Consider the following 18,675-nt stretch of genomic DNA (forward strand, 5'->3'; position numbering starts at 1 on the left):
ACCTTCTGAAATGGTTTCGGTATGGAAAGTCGACGGGATCAGGCTTCGACCGGGGCTTATTCGGCGGCGACGACGTCGCTGCCACCCTGCTGGTCGGCCACGGCCTTGGCGGCGCGGGCAAACATCGCGATCGGCTCGATAAGGACGCGAGCCAGCATGGCGAGCGCTTCCTGACGGGTCGGCAGCGAGGCAAGCACATCAACGTGGGCGGCGGGAAGCAGCTTGCCTTCCACGGACACGACCTTCGCGATCAGCTTGTCGTTGGTCTTTGCGAATTCCTTGATCACGCGCCCGGCAGCACCGGGTTCTTCGAGCGAGAACGCATACAGCAGCGGACCGACGAGGGCGTCCTGGACGACCTCGAATTCGGTGCCGGCTACGGCGCGTGCGGCCAGCGTGTTCTTGACAACCTTCAAGAAAACACCGGACTCACGAGCCTTCTTACGCATCGCGGTCATCTGAGAGACCGTGGTGCCTGCGTACTCGGCGGCGACCAAGGAGTGAGCCTTCGCAGCGACTTCTGCCAGCTCGGCGACTACTTCTTGCTTCTGGGACAGATTGAGAGCCATTGCACTCCTCCAAATGAACTCCGCTCACGGCTCCTGCCGCTTGCGGTCCTGGGCGACATCGTCCTGACGTCGGGGACACGAGGTGTCCCGGGTGGTGGCCTTTCCAGATTCGAAACGAATACCAGAAGGGGCAGCACCATCTACGCAGGCCAGACCCGTGGAGGCATCCGATTAAGCGATCCCGCTAACGACGACGGCGTTTCCATGCCAACACGAGCTCCCTGCTCGTCGCCGTCGCGCGCTGATCGCGCCTACGGTCTTTGACGGCTGCACCGGACTTTCGACCGGGGCTGCCTTCAAAAACGTTCCTCCGCCGGGAGACCCGGCGGAGGCCGTAAAACGAATTACTTGGCCGAGGTGTTCACGGTCGAGGTATCGACCGGCACGCCCACGCCCATGGTGCTGGAGATCGCAACGCGCTGGATGTACTGACCCTTGGCTGCGGCCGGCTTGGCCTTCAGCAGGTCGGCGACCAGCGTGTTGAGGTTGTCCGCGAGCTGGGCAGCGTCGAAGCTGGCCTTGCCGATGGTGGCGTGGATGATGCCGCCCTTATCGTTGCGGAACTTGACCTGGCCAGCCTTGGCGTTCTTGACGGCCGTGGCGACGTCGGCGGTGACCGAGCCGTCCTTCGGGTTCGGCATCAGGCCACGGGGACCGAGGACCTGACCGAGCTTACCGACGACGCGCATCGCGTCCGGCGTAGCAATGACGCGACCGTAGTTCAGGTCGCCAGCAGCCATCTTCTCGGCGAGGTCGTCCATACCGACAGCGTCGGCACCGGCGGCGAGAGCGGCGTCAGCCTTCTCACCCGGCGGCACGAACACGGCGACGCGGACGGTCTTGCCGGTGCCGTGGGGCAGCAGCGAGGAGCCGCGCACACCCTGGTCCGACTTCTTCGCATCGATACCCAGACGGACGGAGACATCGACCGACTCGGCGAACTTCGCCTTGGCGTTGTCCTTGACGATCTTCAGCGCTTCTTCAAGACCGTAGGTCTTGCCGGGCTGGACGGCGGCCGTAGCGGCCTTCATACGCTTCGTGAGCTTTGCCATTTCTTAACCCTCCACTACCAGGCCCATGGAACGCGCGCTGCCGGCGATCGTACGCACGGCGGCTTCCAGATCAGCAGCCGTGAGATCCGGCTCCTTCTGCTTCGCGATTTCCTCGAGCTGGGCGCGGGTGACCTTGCCCACCTTGTCGGTGTTCGGCTTCGGCGAGCCCTTGGCCACGCCCGTGATCTTCTTCAGGAGGATCGAGGCCGGCGGGGTCTTCGTGATGAAGGTGAAGGTACGATCCGAATAGGCCGTGATCACGACCGGGATCGGGAGACCCGGCTCGAGCTTCTGCGTGGCGGCATTGAACGCCTTGCAGAACTCCATGATGTTCAGGCCGCGCTGACCGAGCGCCGGACCGACGGGCGGCGAGGGGTTAGCCTGACCTGCCTTGACCTGCAACTTGATGTAACCAATGACTTTCTTTGCCATTTAACTTTCCTCGCGAGTGCTGGCGCCTTGCGGCTCCTCGCTGTAGACCTTCCCTGGTGGTGATGGGTCCGCTTATGCGAACCCCTGAAACACGGACACGCCGGAGCATAAAGCTCCAGCGTGGACCGGGCATTATAGGCGTCCGGAATGGGTTATGCAAACCCCGTGCCGGAAGGGTCGGAACGACCGACCAGGAGGCGCTTAGGCCTTCTCCACCTGGCCGAATTCGAGCTCGACCGGGGTAGAACGACCGAAAATGAGCACCGCGACACGCAGGCGGCTCTTTTCGTAATTCACTTCCTCAACGACACCATTGAAGTCGTTGAACGGGCCTTCTGTGACACGGACCATCTCGCCTGGCTCGAAGAGGACCTTCGGGCGAGGCTTCTCGACACCTTCGCGGACCCGGCTGAGGATGGCCTCGGCCTCGGTGTCCTTGATCGGGTGCGGACGGTCGGCGGTGCCGCCGATGAACCCCATGACCTTGGGGGTTTCCTTGACCAGATGCCAGCATTCGTCGTCGATACGCGGCGTCTTGCCGTTGGTATCGGTTTCGATCTGCACGAGGACGTAACCGGGGAAGAACTTGCGCTCGCTGCGACGCTTCTGGCCGCCGCGCATTTCGATGACTTCCTCGGTCGGAACCAGGATCTCACCGAACTTCTCTTCCATGCCCTCGCGCAACACGCGCTCGTTGAGGGCCTTGCGGACCTGCTGTTCGAACCCCGAATAGGCGTGAACCACGTACCAGCGTTTGCTCATGCCTTACCTCAATGTCCGAGCTTAAGCAGCCAATCGAGCACGACCGTCTTCAACAACCAGTCGATCAGCCCCATTAGCAGCGAGAGAATGATGACGACCACGATGATGATACCGGTGGTCTTCAGCGTTTCGTCGCGCGACGGCCAGACGACCTTGCGCAACTCGAACTGCGACTCAGCGACAAAGCCGCGCAGCTTACGGCCAGGGACCGTGAAAGCGCCGATCGCCATGGCGGCGGCGACAGCGGCAATAACACCGATGACGCGCGCGAAAGACGGCACGTTCGGGTTATCGCTGAAATAGTAAAAACCGACGATGCCGGCGATGAGCACGATGAAAGCAAGCGCTAGCTTGCCGATGTCGGCCGGGCCCATACCCTTGGCTTGTTCTGCCTTCGTGTTCATGCGCGCTCAAGAATGGCACGCCAGGAGGGACTCGAACCCCCAACCTGCGGTTTTGGAGACCGCTGCTCTGCCAATTGAGCTACTGGCGTACAGATGAAACAGTGGAAACGCCAGCCCTGGCGGGGCTGGCGTTACTTGTATTACTTGTTGATCTTTGCCACGACGCCGGCGCCGACGGTACGACCGCCTTCACGGATCGCGAAACGCAGGCCTTCGTCCATGGCGATCGGGAAGCCCAGCGTGACATTGATCTTCACGTTGTCGCCCGGCATCACCATCTCGACGCCTTCCGGCAGCTTGATCGAACCGGTCACGTCCGTGGTACGGAAGTAGAACTGCGGGCGATAGTTGCTGAAGAACGGCGTGTGACGGCCACCCTCGTCCTTCGACAGGATGTACACCTCACCCTCGAACTCGGTGTGCGGCGTGACCGACTTCGGAGCAGCCAGCACCTGGCCGCGCTCGACGTCTTCGCGCTTCAGGCCGCGGACCAGCACGCCGACGTTGTCACCGGCCTGACCCTGGTCGAGCAGCTTGCGGAACATTTCCACGCCCGTCACGGTCGTCTGCTGGGTGTCCTTCAGGCCAACCACTTCGGCCGCATCACCCACCTTGACGATACCGCGCTCGACGCGACCGGTCAGCACGGTGCCGCGACCGGAGATGGAGAACACGTCTTCCACCGGCAGCAGGAACGGCTTGTCGATCACGCGCACCGGCTCCGGGATCCAGCTGTCGAGTGCGTCGACCAGCTTGACGATCGACGGGACGCCGATTTCCGACTGGTCGCCGTCAAGAGCAAGACGGGCCGAACCGTGGATGATCGGGGTGTCGTCGCCCGGGAACTCGTACTTCGACAGCAGTTCGCGGACTTCCATCTCGACCAGCTCGAGCAGCTCGGCGTCGTCGACCATGTCGGCCTTGTTCAGGAACACGACGATGTACGGCACGCCGACCTGACGCGACAGCAGGATGTGCTCACGCGTCTGCGGCATCGGGCCGTCAGCAGCCGAGCACACCAGGATCGCGCCGTCCATCTGCGCCGCACCGGTGATCATGTTCTTGACGTAGTCAGCATGTCCCGGGCAATCGACGTGGCCGTAGTGGCGCATCGGCGATTCATATTCGACGTGGGCCGTCGAGATCGTGATGCCGCGTGCCTTCTCTTCCGGCGCAGCGTCGATCGAACCGTAGTCCTTGAATTCGCCGCCGAAACGCTCGGCGCCGATCTTGGTCAGCGCAGCCGTCAGCGTGGTCTTGCCGTGATCGACATGACCGATGGTGCCGACGTTGACGTGCGGCTTCTTACGTTCGAACTTACCCTTTGCCATGAGCGCTAAACTCCGCTGGAGCCAATGAGATAGTAAAAAAGGAACCGCCGCGGACGACGAAGATGGTGCTCATGACTGGAATCGAACCAGCGACCTCTTCCTTACCAAGGAAGTGCTCTACCGACTGAGCTACATGAGCACGATTACGCAGCGCGCGAAGTTACAATGGAGCGGGAGACGGGAATCGAACCCGCACAATCAGCTTGGAAGGCTGAAGTTCTACCATTGAACTACTCCCGCACTGCGCGGAACTCGTCTGGTGGAGGAAGGTGGATTCGAACCACCGAAGGCGTAAGCCAGCAGATTTACAGTCTGCCCCCGTTGGCCGCTTGGGTATTCCTCCAACATAGAACGCCTATTGTCGCGAGCGCCCCGGAAACTGTCAATAACTTCTGCAGGCGAATCAGCGTGCAATGACGGGTTCCGGATGCCCGGACACCCCATCGATACGGGCCGTCGACGGGTGGGCCGCGAAGTGTAACGAGGTGCCCTTGTGAAGGGAAGCGTTTTTACGCCTCGCGGGTTGCCAGGACCAGCGGCTCCATGGCTCGTGACATCTCCATCAGCTTCAGGGCGTACTCCTGCAGGCGCAGGTCTTTCGCCTCCACCGGCTTCCACGGCGGCACGGGCGTCGGCTTGCCGCCGTCCGGCTTGTCGAGCGCCACGAAGACCATGACGCAGCTGGTGGCCAGGCGCTGCTCGCCGCTGCGCAGGTCGCGGGCCAGGACGTCCACCGACAGGTGCATGCTCGAGGTTCCCGTGTGGATCAGGCGGGCACGGACGGTGACCAGGTCGCCGATCAGGATGGGCGCGAGGAACTGGATGCCACTGACCGACGCCGTGACGCAATACGCGCCGCTCCAGCCCACGGCACAGGCGTACCCGGCCTGGTCGAGCCACTTCATCGCCATGCCGCCATGGACCTTCCCGCCGAAATTCACGTCGGTCGGCTGGGCCAGGAAACGGAATTCGACCTCACGCTGCGTGCCGGGCATGCAATTACCTTGCTCTGAAAAGTCGCATTATGGCCTCCCGACGGCTTGTCCGGCCGCTCCGGCCGGCATAGATTCGACTTTACGCACCCCTGGAACCTCCGATGGTCCTTCGCAGCGTCGCCTCCCGACTCGCCCTGGCCGTCCTGCTGGGGTCGGCGATCGTCCTGATCGTCACGGGCGGCCTGCTGCTGACGCATACCCGCGAGCAGACGCTCGCGCAGACCGAACGCGAGGCCGCGGCCATCGCCTCGTCCGCCGCCAATCGCATCCAGGCCCGTATCGACGGCGTGGCCAAGGTCGATCAGGTCCTGGCCAGCCTGCTCAGTACACGGCGCGAGGAAGCGCCGGCGATCATCCACGACATCCTCGCGGCCAACCCCGACATCGGCGACATCAGCGCCGCCTTCGTGCCGCGCGACCATTCGGCACTGCGCGACGACGATGCCCCGGTGGCACGCCGGAAAGCGGACGGTGGCATCGTCATGGGCACCCGGCTGAGCGATCCGGAACCGTACTGGAGCTCGCCCTGGTTCATTCGTGGGCTGAACTGCGATAGCGGCTGCTGGCAGGCGCCCTTCCGGTCTGCCGAGCGCAACGAGACCCTGGTCGGCTATTCGATGGCCATCCCCGGCAAGACCGTGCCGGTGATCGGCGTGGCGGATACCACCATCAGTCTCGACTGGCTGCAGAAGCTGCTCGGTGAACTGACCAAGCCCGAACACGCCTCCGCTTTCGTGCTCGACGCCAACGGCGAGTTCCTGGCCCACGACTGGGTGTCGTATATCGGAACACGCGGCAGCCGCCCCCTGCTCGCCGCTGTGGCCGCGAACCGCAACCCGTTCCGCCTCACCCCCGAAGATGGGGGGCGCGTGAGCGAGCCGGTCTGGATCTATTTCGTGCCCATCAAGGGCACCCGTTGGATCTTCGGCCTGAACATGCCGGAGCGCCAGGTACTGGCCGACCTGCGCCATACGTACATGGTGGACATCCTCCTGGGCGTACTCGCGCTCGCCGGCGTCTCGTTGATCACCCTCATCGTGACCCGTCGCCTGATGGCGCCGCTGGGCGTGCTCGCCGAACGCGCGGAGAATGTATCCCGCGGCGATCTCGACTTCGCCCTGCCCGTGGTTCGCCGCAATGACGAAGTCGGCCGGCTCACCCGTGCCTTCGATCAGATGCGTCACCAGCTCGCCGGCCATATCGATACCGCCAAGCGCACCGCGCGCGAGCAGGAGCGCATGGCCAGCGAGCTGGAGATCGCGCGGCAGATCCAGCTCGCCCTGATTCCCGAAGCGCACTGGCTGGCCGACGATGGCCGGCTTGAAGTGCATGCCGCCCTGCGTCCGGCCAGCGCCGTCGGCGGGGATCTCTACACGTACTTCGCCCTGGGTGCGAAACACGTCTGTGTCATGGTCGGCGACGTCTCCGACAAAGGCATTCCTGCCGCGCTCTTCATGGCGCGCACGATCACGCTGGCACGCACGATCGCTACCCACGCACGTTCGCCCAGCGACATCCTCGGGGCACTCAACCGCGAGCTATGCAAGGGCAACGACACCTGCATGTTCGTCACCCTGCTATGCGGCGTCGTCGAGACCGAGACCGGGCTCCTCGCGCTGGCCAGCGCCGGGCACGAGCCGCCGGTGCTGCATGCGGGAGGTAACGCCATCATGGTGGATGTGGAGACGGGCCCCGCGCTCGGCCTCGACCGCGAAGCGCGCTACCCTGTACGCGTACTCACGCTGCTTGGGGGTGACACGGTGCTCATGTATACCGACGGCGTCAGCGAGGCGCATGCGGGAAACCAGAAGCTTTACGGCACGCATGCGCTACTCGAAAGCGTTTCCCGAATCGAGGAAGGCGCCACGCCGGAAGCCTTCGTCGATCGCGTGCTCGACGACGTCGATGCCTATGTCGAAGGTGCGCCAGCGTATGACGACATCGCCCTGCTCGCCCTGACCTGGCACGACACGAGTGCCGAGGGAGCCCGCTTCAATGCGGCTGTGCATTCCTAATCGCCTCGAGGACGTGTTCCTCGCCCTGGACCGCGCCGAGCTCACGCTCAACGGCGCGGCGATCGACCATGCGTGTCGCGCCGACGTACGCCTCGTCCTCGAGGAGCTGCTGGTGAACACCGTTCGTCACGGCTATCCCGACGGGCGCGAAGGCACCATCGACATTCATCTCGAGATTCGCGCCGACACCGTACGCCTCGAGTTGCGCGACGACGCCGAGGCTTTTGATCCACTCCTGCACGAACCGCCCGACCTGCCTGGCGATCTCGCCGACCGGGAAATCGGCGGCCTTGGCCTGCACCTCGCGCGCAGCATCGCCAGCGACTTTGAATATGCACGCGATACACACGGCAATCGTGTCGTTATCCGCTTTGATCCATCCCTGTCCGACGAGCCTTCCCCATGACCCTGATCGTTCGCAGCGAAAGCCCCACCCCTGCCCGTACCACCGTCTGGCTCGAGGGGCGACTCGATGCGGCGACCTTTGGCGACCTCGACGACGCCCTGCGCGACATCACGCCCCTGGTCGACAACGGCGGCACGCTGGTCATCGACCTCTCCGGCCTCGACTACATCAGCAGTGCCGGCCTGCGCAGCCTCGCGCAGTTGCGCAAGCACATGCATGACCGGGACAGCCGCACGCTGCTGCTCAACCCGCAGCCGCAGGTGAAGAAGGTCTTTGAGATCGTGAAGGCGGTACCGGTGGCCGAAGTGTTCGCCAGCGTGGCGGAACTGGATCAGTACCTTGACCACATGCAGCGGCAGATCACCGGCTGATCGCCGGGCGGATTCGCTCAGCTGTTGTTCGTGTCGATCAGGCCGGCGCGCAGCTTTTCCAGCTGACTTTTGAGACCGACGACCTCGTCGATCTCGCAACCCGTTGCGCAGAAGACATCCACGGGTACCTGGCCGGCCCTCTCGCGGAGCACCCTGCCCTCGTCCGTGAGCGTAACGATGACCTGGCGCTCGTCGCGGGTGCCACGGGTACGCTGGACCAGACCCGCCGCCTGCAGCCGCTTGAGCAGGGGCGTAAGCGTGGCGGAGTCGAGGAACAGGCGCTCGCCGAGTTCGGACACCGTGATGCCATCACCCTCCCAGAGCACCAGCATGACTAGGTACTGCGGATAGGTCAGGTCGAGGTCCGCCAGCAGTTGGCGGTAGAGCTTGCCCATCGCCAGGTTGGCCGAATACAGCGCGAAGCACAGCTGCCCGTCGAGGGTGCGGGGTGCTTCGATGCCTGCCGGGAGTGAGTTCTTGCTCATGACCGGAATGTAGGGTCGCGGATATTGAATTGCAAGCGATTGAATTGTGCTGCCTGCGTGGCGAGAAGCCGTATGATCGGCTTACCGTGGAACGGGAGCGACGCGTGATTCTGGGCACCCTCTGGGATTTCATCACATCGACCTGGGTCGCCGACGTCATCGGGGTCATAGGCGATGTCGTTCGGGTGATCCCCTACCCGCTGCTCTTTCTCCTCGGCTTCCTGATCGTGCAGGGCCTCATGGCCTGCCACGCCTCGGTCGACATGGGTACTGGACCGGCCGCTCGTGCGCTCGTGCACGGTGCGTTCCTCGATAGCCTCGGCCTTGGGTGGTCACTCGGAGTGGCGAGCGCGCTCGTCGCGTGGAAATGGCTGGCGAAGATCATGCTCGGAGCGCGGAGGTAGCGAGAGTCGTTCGCCTTCGTCGCGCACTCACTATTCAGCGCATGCCTGCCGCTTCGCGCACAGGACCTCCCATCCGGGCGAATGGTTCAGCGTTTTCTCGGAAAATTCGCAGAACATCGTGCTTCACCTGAAGGACGAAACGGAAGTTCATGGCTGGCCGTCGATGTGGCCTGCAGGTGCTGAAAAGGGCCATTTTTTCGTCACTGACGCCATCCGAACGTCTCGCGACAGCGATGAAACGGCTTCCACGCATGAGGCCCTGATGATAAATGTAGTGGACGTGGTGCTTGTTGAATTCCCCGCACCGAAGGAGAAAAAGTGATGCCAGATTCAGGCAAGAAGAGGTTCTGGGAAGATCCACGCTTCTATGAGCGCTACTCCAACACCACGCCGCCGCCCTCGCGCCCCATGCCCCCTCCGCCGGCGCGTTTTTTCGACGCAGCCACACGAAAACCGAAGGCTGCCAGACGGGATGCACCTCCAGGTTACCTGTGGGTGCTGGTCAGGATTGAAGACATCGAATCTTGCTAATAAAAAAGCCACGGCGCGAGCCGTGGCTTTTTTGTTCCAGCAATGACGCCAGCAATCAGACGTTGAACCGGAAGTGCAGCACGTCGCCTTCCTTCACCAGGTATTCCTTACCTTCCAGGCGCAGACGCCCGGCTTCCTTGGCACCCTGCTCGCCCTTGAACTTGATGAAGTCGTCGAAGGCCACCGTTTCGGCGCGAATGAAGCCGCGCTCGAAGTCGGTGTGGATCACGGCCGCAGCCTGCGGAGCCGTCGAACCGGCGCGGACCTGCCACGCACGAACTTCCTTCTCACCGGCAGTGAAGTAGGTCTGCAGGCCGAGGAGACGATATCCGGCACGAATGAGGCGGTTGAGACCCGGCTCGTCCAGGCCGAGATCCTTGAGGAATTCGTCGCGGTCGGTGTCTTCGAGCTGCGAAAGCTCTTCCTCGATGGCCGCGCTGATCGGCACTACCTCGGCACCCTCCTGCGCGGCGTGCGCGCGAACGGCGTCCAGGTGCGGGTTGTTCTCGAAGCCGTCTTCCGCAACGTTGGCGATGTACATCAGCGGCTTCATCGTGATCAGGAACATGTCACGTATAAGCGCTTTCTCTTCGGCGTCGAGACCAGCGGAGCGCGCCGACTTGCCCTGGTCGAGCGCGACACGCAGCTTCTCAAGAACGGGCTTCTTCGCCATCGCATCCTTGTCATTGGCCTTGGCGGCGCGCGTGGCGCGATCCAGCGCCTTCAGCACGGCTTCGAGATCGGCCAGGGCCAGCTCCGTGTCGATGGTTTCGATGTCAGCGATCGGGTCGACCTTGTTCGCCACATGGATGACGTTGCCGTCTTCGAAGCAACGGACGACGTGCGCGATGGCGTCGGTCTCGCGAATGTGGGCGAGGAATTTGTTACCGAGGCCTTCACCCTTCGACGCGCCAGCCACGAGGCCCGCGATGTCGACGAATTCCATGGTGGTCGGAATCACGCGCTGCGGCTTCACGATGTCGGCGAGCTGGGTCAGGCGAAGGTCCGGCACGGGAACGATACCGGTGTTGGGCTCGATGGTGCAGAACGGGAAATTCGCCGCGGCGATGCCCGCCTTCGTCAGCGCGTTGAACAGGGTGGACTTGCCGACGTTAGGCAAGCCGACGATGCCGCATTTGATGCCCATGGCGTTATGGTCCGGTAGAAGTGATTGGTGCGGTCAGGCGACCGTGTGCAGGCGTTTCATCGCCTCTTCGAACTTGCCATCCAGCGCCAGCGGCAGCACGTCGAACGCGCGCCCGATGCCGTGCATGATGGCGTCCTCGTCAGCCGCATTGGGGCGGCCGAGCACCCACGGGGTGACCTTGTCCTTGTGCCCCGGATGACCGATGCCGATCCGCAGGCGGTGGAACTTGCCGTGGCCGAGATGGGCCACGATGTCGCGCAATCCGTTCTGGCCGCCGTGGCCGCCATCGAACTTCATGCGGACGGTACCGGGCGGAAGGTCGAGCTCGTCGTGGGCGACGAGGCACTCTTCCGGCGCGATCTTGTAATAGCGCAGCGCCGATGCGACGGCGATGCCAGACTTGTTCATGAACGTCGCGGGCTTGAGCAGCCAGACGGTCTCGCCACCGAGGCGCAGCTTGCAGGTTTCCCCATGCAGCTTGCCGTCGAAGGTCCAACGCTCTCCCTGTTCCATCGCCAGGGCGTCGACACACCAGAACCCGGCGTTGTGCCGGGTCCTGACGTATTCGGCCCCGGGGTTACCGAGGCCGACGATGAGACGTAGTGTTGCCAAGTGCCAGATTATTTCTTGTCGGCCGGCTTTTCTTCGGTTGCCGGCACGTCAGCGCCTGCAGCCGGTTCCGGATCGACTTCTTCCTGGACCGAAGCGACGGTCACGACGGCGACGTCGTGTTCCTTGCCGAGACCCAGCTCCGGGATTTCCACACCGGCCGGCAGCTTGAGGTCGGACAGGTGGACGATGTCGCCGGCGGCGAGCTTGGCGAGGTCGAGTTCGATGAACTCCGGGAGGTCCTTCGGCAGGCACGAGACGGTGACTTCCGTCAGGTTGTGCGAAATGACCAGGCCGGCGGTCTTGCCAGCGGGCGACTTTTCCTGGTTCAGGAAGTGCACCGGCACGGCGACCTTCAGGACTTCGTTCTCGTTAACGCGCAGGAAGTCCATGTGCAGCATGAGCTGCCTGAACGGGTGCTTCTGCCAGTCCTTGATCAGGACCTTCTGCTTCTTGCCGTCGACCGTGAGATCGATGACCGAAGAGTAGAACGACTCGAAACGCGAGCCGAGCAGGACGTCGTTGTGCAGGACCTGGACGGGCTGCGGTGCTTCGTTGCCGCCATAGATGACAGCCGGTACGTAGCCAGACAGGCGGAGGCGGCGGCTCGCACCCTTCCCCTCGACCTGGCGGCTGGTAGCCGTGAGCGTGTGATTCGTTGACATGGTGTTGCCTCAGTGTTGAAAGCCGCCTTCCGGCGACTGATAAAGGGCTCCTCCGCGACCAGGGGAGCCCGAAAAACGATACGTCAGTCGATGTAGAGCGAGCTCACCGATTCGCCAAAGGCGATGCGGCGGATCGTCTCCGCGAGCAGTTCCGCCACCGACAACTGGCGGATTTTCGCACAGTCGCGGGCGTTGTCGCGCAACGGCAGCGTATTGGTGACCACCAGCTGGTCGAGCTGGGAGCCTTCGATGTTCTGGATCGCCGCACCCGAAAGCACCGGATGGACGCAGTAGGCGACGACCTTGCGGGCGCCCTTTTCCTTCAGTGCCGCCGAGGCGGCGCATAGCGTACCGGCGGTGTCGACGATGTCGTCCACCAGCACGCAGGTCTTGCCTTCCACGTCGCCGATGATGTTCATGACCGTAGCCACGTTCGCCTTCGGACGGCGCTTGTCGATGATCGCCAGATCCGCGTCGTCGAGGCGCTTGGCCAGCGCGCGGGCGCGTACCACGCCGCCAACGTCGGGGCTGACCACGATCAGGTCATCCATGCTGTGGTGACGCCAGATGTCGGCCAGGAGCACCGGCGAGGCGTACACGTTGTCGACCGGAATATCGAAAAAGCCCTGGATCTGGTCGGCGTGCAGGTCGATCGTCAGGACGCGGTCGGCACCGGCCGTCGCGATCATCTTGGCAGCCAGCTTCGCCGTGATCGGCACGCGCGCCGAGCGCGGGCGACGATCCTGGCGGGCGTAGCCGAAGTACGGCATGACCGCAGTCACACTGCCAGCCGATGCGCGCTTGAGCGCGTCGATCAACACCAGCAGGTCGAACAGATTCTCAGCGCTGGGGGCGCCCGTCGGCTGAATGACGAACACCTCCTGCTTGCGAACGTTTTCCTCGATCTCGATCTGAGCCTCGCCATCGCTGAACCGGCCGACGAGCGCCTTGCCAAGCGGAATACCGAGACGGGCAGCGACATCTTCGGCGAGCGCACGGTGCGCATTACCACTGAACAGCATCGGGGTGGACGTATCCACGTAGGAACTCCTGGCGTGAGAGGGGGGTGGATCGGCTCTGCCACCGCGAACGGTGGCTGGGGCGGCAGGATTCGAACCTGCGTATGCGGGAATCAAAATCCCGTGCCTTAACCAGCTTGGCGACGCCCCAACAAATTCATTCTGCCGCAGCCCGCGGCCCTACCCGTCCTTACGACCTGATCCCCGAAGCTTCGATCCGGCGCCGCACGACGTGCAGCGGCGAAGGGTCGATTCCCGCTGCCACGTGGGCCCTGAAGCCCGCGGGACAACGCGAGGCGACCGCAAGGGCCGCCTCGTGGGTTCGTGTTTCCAGAAAAATGCAACCGCCGCTGCCGGACAGGCGCGCATGACCGAAGCCACCCAGCCAGTCCAGTGCAGCCGCGACCTGCGGGTGACGCGCCCGAACCACGGGCTCGAAGGCGTTCTCCGCGGAATCCCCGGAAACAAAGGATGAAATTGTCGCCCGCGGGGCATTTCGTGTCAATTCGACGGCCTTGAAAAGGGCGGCCGTCGGGACGTTCTCGCGGGGATCGACGACCACGTACCAGCGCCTGGGCAGCTGCATGGGAGTCAGCTGCTCGCCGACCCCCTCGGCCCAGGCAGAGCGGCCACGGACAAAAACCGGGACATCGGCGCCAAGCTTCAGCCCGAGGGCGGCAAGGGCATCCTCGTCCAGCCCGACGCCCCAAAGAAGATTCAGGCCGACCAGCACCGACGCGGCGTCCGAGCTTCCGCCGCCCAGCCCCCCGCCCATGGGAATCCGCTTGGCGACATCGACATCGGCCCCCAGTTCGGTCCGGGTCTCAGCCGCGAGGAGACGGGCGGCGCGAATCGTCAGGTCCGCATCCTCGGGCACGCCGCGGATCGGATTCGGGCGGGTGATGACGCCGTCGCCGCGAATGCGCAGGCGCACTTCGTCACCCCAGTCCAGAAGACGGAACACCGTCTGCAGCTCGTGGTACCCATCGTCGCGGCGACCCACGATGCGGAGGAACAGGTTGAGCTTGGCCGGCGCCGGCCAGACGGTCCAGTCACCCTCTTCCAGCGGCGCCAGCTCGCGGCTCATGAAAACCCGCAGATGGTCGGGGAAGCCGTTCTCACGGTCGCGCTCGAGGGCCCGGGCAAAGGCCGGCGCATGCTTGTCGACGATGACGAACCCATGCTTCGCGTAGAACGGGGCGTTCCAGGGCACGTCGGCCAGCGTGCCGAGATCGATACGGCGATACCCCGCCTCGCGTGCCCACTGGCAGGCATGTTCGAGCAAGGCCGCGCCGATGCCCTTGCCACCGAAGGCCGGAAGGACGTCAATTTCCCCTACGCCGATCGAACCCGGCAGGCCTTCGGTGTCGAGACAGACAAAGCCCACGACAACCTCGTCGACGGTAGCGACCCACACCAGCCCCCGGACGATGAGCGCACGCACGACGTCCAGCGGCAAGGCCATGGACGAGTAGGCGCGCCAGGCCACATGCCCGCGAAACAGTTCGACAGCCGCCCGCTCGATGGCGCAAAGGCGCTCGGCGTCGTCCGCGAGAGCGCGGGAGATCTGGAAGTTCATCAGGGACCGGGGTGTTTCGACAGGGGCGGAGTATAGCGTTGCCTTACCGACCGAAAGACCAGTTCTCGACCGATAGCCTGACCTTGTACGGCGCTTTCTCGGCGAAGACACGCGTCGGCATGGCAGGCTGCCGCGTTGCGTCCCATTGCTTGTAGTCGACGGTCCAGCCGTCCTGGACCAGGCGCGAAGGCAGGCGATCGGCGCCGAACGCGATATCCGCAGGGCCGGTATCGGCACGCAGGCCGAGGGCCCAGCGCTTCAGCTCTGCCAGGGGGATATTCCAGCCGACCGTACTGGCCATGAGCGATTCCGCATCGGCGCCATGCCGCGGGCCGCCGTCAAGACCTTCCAGATCGGCCCCGCCCGGCCCGCCAGTGAGCCGGAACGTACGACCCGTGATCGGGCCGCGCACGGTGAACTCGTACCGATCACCGTCCTGGCGCCAGGTGAGCGTGCCGGAATTGTTGTCCTTGCCATCGCTGACCGAGAGTTTCCCCTCGAGGGTCCAGTGATCCGTGTCCGCAAGGCTGCGCTCTCGCTGCTCCTGCAGGCCGAGCGTGGCGGCGTCGCCCTGCAGATGCACGGGAGGCCTCGTCGTTGCGCAGGCAGCCAGCAACAGCGTGGCCAGCATGAAAAGGAGCGCCCTGTGTGGGGGCCGATTCATCCGCGAATGGGTGCACGGCTTCATCGCTCCGTTGGCTTTTCGCCGCTGAAGCGGCTCCCACATTGCCTTATCTCGCTCCCACATTTCCTTATTTCGCTTCAAGGCTTCAGCTTCCGCTCGGTCCGCTCCAGCGAGACGTTCCTGGGGTCGATACGGCGTACCTCATTGAGCACCTTGCGGGCTTCGTCGTGTTCGCCACGGTTCCACAGCACCTCGGCGAGATGGACGCCGATGTCGGCATCCTTGCGCTTGAGCCACGCGCTGCGCAGGGTGCTTTCCGCCTGATCGAGCTGGCCCTGGCGGAATTTCAGCCAGCCCCAGGAATCGGCCACGGAGGGATCATCCGGACGCGCGCTGCGGGCGGCCTCGATCAGGTTTTGCGCCTCACCGAGATCGCGGCCGTTGTCGGCCAGCGTGTAACCGAGGGCATTGCTCGCCTCGATATCCCCTGGCTTGAGTTCGAGCACCTTGCGGAAGTCGGCGACGGACTGGTCGATCTTGCCGGCTTCCGCATAGGCCAGACCACGGCCGTAAAGCATGTCGGTGTCGTCCGGCTTGACGCGCAGCGCCTTGCCGTACGAAGCCGCGGCGGCATCGAACTGGCGGGCATCCATGTATAGCTCGCCGTCGAGCGCGAAGGCCTTCAATAACTGTTCGGGACGATCCGCATAGGTCGTCTGCAGTTCGGCGACGATCTCGTGCGCATCGTCTTCCTTACCTTGCAGATGGAGCACGACGGCACTGCGAACCGAGGCGTCGTAGATGTGGGGGTCGTCGTCACCGACCGCCGCATACCAGTCCAGCGCGTCTTCCTGCTTGCCGAGCAGCTCGGCCAGCTGCCCCAGGGTGAAGGCGTTGTCGGTCTGCACGTCGTCGGACCGATGGCGAATCTCGTCGTAGAGCCTGCCCACGGCAACTTTGTCGTTGGCGCGCGCGGCGAGGGTCATGCGCATCGTGTAGGTGTCACTGTCCTGCGGGCCGGCGGATAGCAGTCTCGCGGCCGCCTTCTCGTCGCCACCCTGCGCCAGCACGCTGGCATAGGCCAGTCGCAGCCGGATGTTCTTTGGATCCTTGGCGACGGCCTTGGCGAACAGCTTCTTTGCGCCTTCCTTGTCGCCGGCGCGGAATTTCTGCTGCGCGGCCCAGGCGTACGTGGTGCCGTCATGGAAGCGGGCCATGGCCCCGTCGCCGATCGCCTTCGCGTAGTCGTGCCGCCCCAGGTTCTCGCCCAGTTCGCTCATGGCCAGCCAGGCACTTGAATCGTTCGGCAGTCGCTGCGCCGTGCCTACCCGCTCCAGCAGGACACCCGCCTGGGCAGCGTCGCGCGCGCTCATCAGGGTTCGCCCGATCTCGCGCCAGGCGTCCGGATCGCCGGTGGCGATCATGGCATTGAGCTGGCGCTCCGCTTCCACGGTATCGCCACGGTCCAGCGCCACGCGCGCCCTGCCCTCGGCGAGGTCGAGCGGCTTGCCGTGGAGGGCGGCCCAGCGGTCGATCGCTTTGCTGGCGGCCGCCTGGTCGTGCACGGCCAAAGCAAGCTCGGTCGCCCGGCCGGCGACGCGAGGGTCGTCACTGAGCTGCGCGGCGTTGCCGTAGGCCTCGGCGGCGGCCTTGAGATCGTTGCTGGCCAACGCAAAGTCACCTGCCATGAGCTGGGCCTGGAGATCGCGCTCGGGGGGCAGGATGGCCACCTGGAGCCGATCGAGCGGCTGGACGCCGGTCCGGGTTGCCCTGGGCGCCTCGTGCTCGTGCGGCGCCATGGCACAACCGGTCGCGGCGGCCACGAGGCTGGCCAGGACCACAAAATGCCGCACTTGCTTGAACTTGGACCGACCGCTCAGCACACTAGACTCCGTCATAATCGATAGGGCGCTGCAAGAGCGACGCGCCTTGTGAGCGCACAATGCGCCCTTAGCTTAGCCGACGCCACCGAAGCCGACTCACGCCCGTCATGCCACTCATCGCCCTCGGGCTTAATCACCTTACCGCGCCGGTCAGCCTGCGCGAGCAGGTGGCATTCGATGCCGCGGTGGCTCCGCAGGCGCTGGACGACCTTGTCCGGCAACCGGGCGTGGAAGAGGCGATGATCCTCTCCACCTGCAACCGCACCGAGCTCTACTGCAGTGTCACCGAGGGTTTCGAGGGCGTACCGGGCCAGTGGCTTTCGCGTCAGCATCGATTGACCCCGCAACGCCTCGACGAGTTCCTTTACCGGCACGACGAACACGAAGCCGTGCGCCACATGTTCCGCGTCGCCACCGGGCTGGACTCCTTGGTGCTGGGTGAGCCACAGATCCTCGGCCAGGTGAAGGACGCTTATCAGCAGGCCCGCTCGGCGCAGAGCCTGCGCGCGCCGATGGAGCGCCTGCTGCAGCACACGTTCGCCGTGGCCAAGCGGGTCCGTACCGACACCCGCATCGGCGCGCATACGGTTTCCGTGGCTTACACCGCCGTGCGCCTGGCCGAACAGGTGTTCACCGACCTGCGCCAGGCCTGCGTGCTGCTGATCGGCGCCGGCGAGACCATCGAACTGGCCGCCAGGCACCTTTCCGACAAGAAGGTGCGCCGGCTGATCGTGGCCAACCGCACGCTGGAGAACGCCCAGGAGCTGGCGGGCCGCTATAGCGGCTACGCCATTGCCCTGGCCGACCTGCCGCGGCACCTCGCCGAAGCGGACATCGTGATCACCTCCACGGCCTCGCGCCTGCCGGTTGTCACGAAGCAGATGGTGGCCGACGCCATCGCCGCCCGCCGCCGCCGGCCCATGTTCATGGTCGACATCGCCGTGCCACGTGACATCGAGCCGGAAGTGGCACATCTGGACGACGTCTATCTCTACGGCATCGACGACCTGAAGCAGGTCATCGACGAAAACCGACGGTCGCGAGAGATGGCCGCCCGCGAGGCCGACGCCATCATCGACCTCCAGGTCGACCGCTACATGGCCTGGCGGCGGGCCCTGAGCCTGCGTAACCCCGCCGTGGACATGCGCGTCGCCGCCGAGGCCCAGCGCGACGAGGTGCTGGCCAAGGCCCAGGCCATGCTGGCCAGGGGACGTACACCCGACGAAGCGCTGGCCTTCCTGGCCAACACCCTGACCAACAAACTGCTCCACGCGCCCAGCGCGCGCCTGCGCGACGCGGCGCTTTCCGGTGATCTCGACCTGCTCCACGCGGCCGGTCGACTCTACGGACTGGACCCGGACGACGACGTTTCCGCATGATGTGCGGCTCCT

Annotated in this window: 21 protein-coding genes and 5 tRNA genes; 6 read left to right on the forward strand and 20 right to left on the reverse strand. The window is 64.4% G+C overall.

Annotated elements, in window-relative coordinates:
* Positions 1-56: 56 nt before the first annotated feature.
* From rplJ to ACVWWJ_RS18615, 11 genes are all read right to left on the reverse strand, one after another.
* On the reverse strand, positions 57-569 hold the full coding sequence (gene rplJ / locus ACVWWJ_RS18565) for a 50S ribosomal protein L10 (RefSeq protein ID WP_456969020.1): 513 nt from the start codon (positions 567-569) through the stop codon (positions 57-59).
* A gap of 344 nt (positions 570-913) precedes the next feature.
* Positions 914-1,621 (reverse strand): 50S ribosomal protein L1, encoded by a 708-nt coding sequence (gene rplA / locus ACVWWJ_RS18570; protein ID WP_107912705.1) that lies wholly within the window; start codon positions 1,619-1,621, stop codon positions 914-916.
* A 3-nt stretch (positions 1,622-1,624) separates the two neighbouring features.
* On the reverse strand, positions 1,625-2,053 hold the full coding sequence (gene rplK / locus ACVWWJ_RS18575) for a 50S ribosomal protein L11 (RefSeq protein ID WP_159892985.1): 429 nt from the start codon (positions 2,051-2,053) through the stop codon (positions 1,625-1,627).
* A 201-nt stretch (positions 2,054-2,254) separates the two neighbouring features.
* Positions 2,255-2,815: a transcription termination/antitermination protein NusG gene (nusG, locus tag ACVWWJ_RS18580; RefSeq protein WP_159892983.1), complete on the reverse strand. Its 561-nt coding sequence runs from the start codon at positions 2,813-2,815 to the stop codon at positions 2,255-2,257.
* Positions 2,816-2,823: 8 nt separating this feature from the next.
* Positions 2,824-3,219: a preprotein translocase subunit SecE gene (gene secE / locus ACVWWJ_RS18585; RefSeq protein WP_159892981.1), complete on the reverse strand. Its 396-nt coding sequence runs from the start codon at positions 3,217-3,219 to the stop codon at positions 2,824-2,826.
* Between the two features lie 13 nt (positions 3,220-3,232).
* Positions 3,233-3,308: transfer RNA gene (locus ACVWWJ_RS18590), tRNA-Trp, on the reverse strand.
* 51 nt (positions 3,309-3,359) lie between these two features.
* Positions 3,360-4,550 (reverse strand): elongation factor Tu, encoded by a 1,191-nt coding sequence (tuf, locus tag ACVWWJ_RS18595; protein WP_107912700.1) that lies wholly within the window; start codon positions 4,548-4,550, stop codon positions 3,360-3,362.
* A 63-nt stretch (positions 4,551-4,613) separates the two neighbouring features.
* Positions 4,614-4,689 (reverse strand) — tRNA-Thr (locus ACVWWJ_RS18600).
* A gap of 27 nt (positions 4,690-4,716) precedes the next feature.
* Positions 4,717-4,790: transfer RNA gene (locus ACVWWJ_RS18605), tRNA-Gly, on the reverse strand.
* 17 nt (positions 4,791-4,807) lie between these two features.
* Positions 4,808-4,893 (reverse strand) — tRNA-Tyr (locus ACVWWJ_RS18610).
* Positions 4,894-5,059: 166 nt separating this feature from the next.
* Positions 5,060-5,545: an acyl-CoA thioesterase gene (locus ACVWWJ_RS18615; protein WP_159892979.1), complete on the reverse strand. Its 486-nt coding sequence runs from the start codon at positions 5,543-5,545 to the stop codon at positions 5,060-5,062.
* A gap of 101 nt (positions 5,546-5,646) precedes the next feature.
* Between ACVWWJ_RS18615 and ACVWWJ_RS18620 the strand changes: the two genes are divergently transcribed.
* Genes ACVWWJ_RS18620 through ACVWWJ_RS18630 form a run of 3 tightly spaced genes read left to right on the forward strand, consistent with a single transcriptional unit; the run spans position 5,647 to position 8,337 of the window.
* A complete protein-coding gene (locus ACVWWJ_RS18620) occupies positions 5,647-7,560 on the forward strand; it encodes a SpoIIE family protein phosphatase (protein ID WP_200851711.1) in 1,914 nt (637 codons plus the stop codon).
* Complete coding sequence (locus ACVWWJ_RS18625; protein ID WP_200851710.1) at positions 7,541-7,966, forward strand: ATP-binding protein; 426 nt, start codon at positions 7,541-7,543, stop codon at positions 7,964-7,966. Before ACVWWJ_RS18620 ends, ACVWWJ_RS18625 begins: the two co-directional genes overlap by 20 nt.
* Complete coding sequence (locus tag ACVWWJ_RS18630; protein WP_159892977.1) at positions 7,963-8,337, forward strand: STAS domain-containing protein; 375 nt, start codon at positions 7,963-7,965, stop codon at positions 8,335-8,337. The genes ACVWWJ_RS18625 and ACVWWJ_RS18630 overlap by 4 nt, the downstream gene beginning before the upstream one ends.
* A 17-nt stretch (positions 8,338-8,354) precedes the next feature.
* Here ACVWWJ_RS18630 and ACVWWJ_RS18635 read toward each other — a convergent pair whose 3' ends face one another.
* Positions 8,355-8,822 (reverse strand): MarR family transcriptional regulator, encoded by a 468-nt coding sequence (locus ACVWWJ_RS18635; protein WP_159892975.1) that lies wholly within the window; start codon positions 8,820-8,822, stop codon positions 8,355-8,357.
* A 104-nt stretch (positions 8,823-8,926) separates the two neighbouring features.
* Between ACVWWJ_RS18635 and ACVWWJ_RS18640 the strand changes: the two genes are divergently transcribed.
* Together ACVWWJ_RS18640 and ACVWWJ_RS18645 are read left to right on the forward strand one after the other, a co-directional pair.
* Positions 8,927-9,226, forward strand: coding sequence for a hypothetical protein (locus ACVWWJ_RS18640; RefSeq protein ID WP_456969021.1), 300 nt, complete (start codon positions 8,927-8,929; stop codon positions 9,224-9,226).
* Between the two features lie 118 nt (positions 9,227-9,344).
* On the forward strand, positions 9,345-9,548 hold the full coding sequence (locus ACVWWJ_RS18645; protein ID WP_456969022.1) for a hypothetical protein: 204 nt from the start codon (positions 9,345-9,347) through the stop codon (positions 9,546-9,548).
* A gap of 264 nt (positions 9,549-9,812) precedes the next feature.
* On the opposite strand, the gene ychF is transcribed toward ACVWWJ_RS18645, so the two are convergent.
* The 8 genes from ychF to ACVWWJ_RS18685 all read right to left on the reverse strand — a co-directional run bounded on the left by ychF (position 9,813) and on the right by ACVWWJ_RS18685 (position 17,284).
* A complete protein-coding gene (gene ychF / locus ACVWWJ_RS18650; RefSeq protein WP_456969023.1) occupies positions 9,813-10,904 on the reverse strand; it encodes a redox-regulated ATPase YchF in 1,092 nt (363 codons plus the stop codon).
* Positions 10,905-10,937: 33 nt separating this feature from the next.
* The gene (gene pth / locus ACVWWJ_RS18655; RefSeq protein ID WP_159892969.1) at positions 10,938-11,516 is read right to left on the reverse strand and encodes an aminoacyl-tRNA hydrolase; all 579 of its coding nucleotides are present in this window, start codon (positions 11,514-11,516) and stop codon (positions 10,938-10,940) included.
* A gap of 8 nt (positions 11,517-11,524) precedes the next feature.
* Positions 11,525-12,178 carry a 50S ribosomal protein L25/general stress protein Ctc gene (locus ACVWWJ_RS18660; protein ID WP_456969024.1) on the reverse strand — a complete coding sequence of 218 codons (654 nt, stop codon included), beginning with the start codon at positions 12,176-12,178 and terminating at the stop codon, positions 11,525-11,527.
* Between the two features lie 83 nt (positions 12,179-12,261).
* A complete protein-coding gene (locus ACVWWJ_RS18665) occupies positions 12,262-13,200 on the reverse strand; it encodes a ribose-phosphate diphosphokinase (protein ID WP_159892999.1) in 939 nt (312 codons plus the stop codon).
* Between the two features lie 71 nt (positions 13,201-13,271).
* A tRNA-Gln gene (locus ACVWWJ_RS18670) sits at positions 13,272-13,348 on the reverse strand.
* A 39-nt stretch (positions 13,349-13,387) separates the two neighbouring features.
* On the reverse strand, positions 13,388-14,776 hold the full coding sequence (ispE, locus tag ACVWWJ_RS18675) for a 4-(cytidine 5'-diphospho)-2-C-methyl-D-erythritol kinase (RefSeq protein ID WP_456969025.1): 1,389 nt from the start codon (positions 14,774-14,776) through the stop codon (positions 13,388-13,390).
* Positions 14,777-14,819: 43 nt separating this feature from the next.
* Positions 14,820-15,407: a lipoprotein insertase outer membrane protein LolB gene (lolB, locus tag ACVWWJ_RS18680; RefSeq protein WP_456969026.1), complete on the reverse strand. Its 588-nt coding sequence runs from the start codon at positions 15,405-15,407 to the stop codon at positions 14,820-14,822.
* A gap of 131 nt (positions 15,408-15,538) precedes the next feature.
* Positions 15,539-17,284: a tetratricopeptide repeat protein gene (locus ACVWWJ_RS18685; RefSeq protein WP_456969027.1), complete on the reverse strand. Its 1,746-nt coding sequence runs from the start codon at positions 17,282-17,284 to the stop codon at positions 15,539-15,541.
* A gap of 107 nt (positions 17,285-17,391) precedes the next feature.
* Here ACVWWJ_RS18685 and hemA point away from each other — a divergent pair, with 107 nt between their 5' ends.
* Positions 17,392-18,663 carry a glutamyl-tRNA reductase gene (gene hemA, locus ACVWWJ_RS18690; RefSeq protein ID WP_456969028.1) on the forward strand — a complete coding sequence of 424 codons (1,272 nt, stop codon included), beginning with the start codon at positions 17,392-17,394 and terminating at the stop codon, positions 18,661-18,663.
* The last annotated feature ends 12 nt before the right edge of the window (positions 18,664-18,675 follow it).

It is taken from the genome of Luteibacter sp. HA06, assembly GCF_054061215.1.

Excerpts from the sequence above, each read along its gene's own strand:
- rplJ (WP_456969020.1), bottom strand. The coding sequence starts at position 569 with ATGGCTCTCAATCTGTCCCAGAAGCAAGAAGTAGTCGCCGAGCTGGCA.
- rplA (WP_107912705.1), bottom strand. The coding sequence starts at position 1,621 with ATGGCAAAGCTCACGAAGCGTATGAAGGCCGCTACGGCCGCCGTCCAG.
- rplK (WP_159892985.1), bottom strand. The coding sequence starts at position 2,053 with ATGGCAAAGAAAGTCATTGGTTACATCAAGTTGCAGGTCAAGGCAGGT.
- nusG (WP_159892983.1), bottom strand. The coding sequence starts at position 2,815 with ATGAGCAAACGCTGGTACGTGGTTCACGCCTATTCGGGGTTCGAACAG.
- secE (WP_159892981.1), bottom strand. The coding sequence starts at position 3,219 with ATGAACACGAAGGCAGAACAAGCCAAGGGTATGGGCCCGGCCGACATC.
- tuf (WP_107912700.1), bottom strand. The coding sequence starts at position 4,550 with ATGGCAAAGGGTAAGTTCGAACGTAAGAAGCCGCACGTCAACGTCGGC.
- ACVWWJ_RS18615 (WP_159892979.1), bottom strand. The coding sequence starts at position 5,545 with ATGCCCGGCACGCAGCGTGAGGTCGAATTCCGTTTCCTGGCCCAGCCG.
- ACVWWJ_RS18620 (WP_200851711.1), top strand. The coding sequence starts at position 5,647 with ATGGTCCTTCGCAGCGTCGCCTCCCGACTCGCCCTGGCCGTCCTGCTG.
- ACVWWJ_RS18625 (WP_200851710.1), top strand. The coding sequence starts at position 7,541 with ATGCGGCTGTGCATTCCTAATCGCCTCGAGGACGTGTTCCTCGCCCTG.
- ACVWWJ_RS18630 (WP_159892977.1), top strand. The coding sequence starts at position 7,963 with ATGACCCTGATCGTTCGCAGCGAAAGCCCCACCCCTGCCCGTACCACC.
- ACVWWJ_RS18635 (WP_159892975.1), bottom strand. The coding sequence starts at position 8,822 with ATGAGCAAGAACTCACTCCCGGCAGGCATCGAAGCACCCCGCACCCTC.
- ychF (WP_456969023.1), bottom strand. The coding sequence starts at position 10,904 with ATGGGCATCAAATGCGGCATCGTCGGCTTGCCTAACGTCGGCAAGTCC.
- ACVWWJ_RS18660 (WP_456969024.1), bottom strand. The coding sequence starts at position 12,178 with ATGTCAACGAATCACACGCTCACGGCTACCAGCCGCCAGGTCGAGGGG.
- ACVWWJ_RS18665 (WP_159892999.1), bottom strand. The coding sequence starts at position 13,200 with ATGCTGTTCAGTGGTAATGCGCACCGTGCGCTCGCCGAAGATGTCGCT.
- ispE (WP_456969025.1), bottom strand. The coding sequence starts at position 14,776 with ATGAACTTCCAGATCTCCCGCGCTCTCGCGGACGACGCCGAGCGCCTT.
- lolB (WP_456969026.1), bottom strand. The coding sequence starts at position 15,407 with ATGCTGGCCACGCTGTTGCTGGCTGCCTGCGCAACGACGAGGCCTCCC.
- hemA (WP_456969028.1), top strand. The coding sequence starts at position 17,392 with ATGCCACTCATCGCCCTCGGGCTTAATCACCTTACCGCGCCGGTCAGC.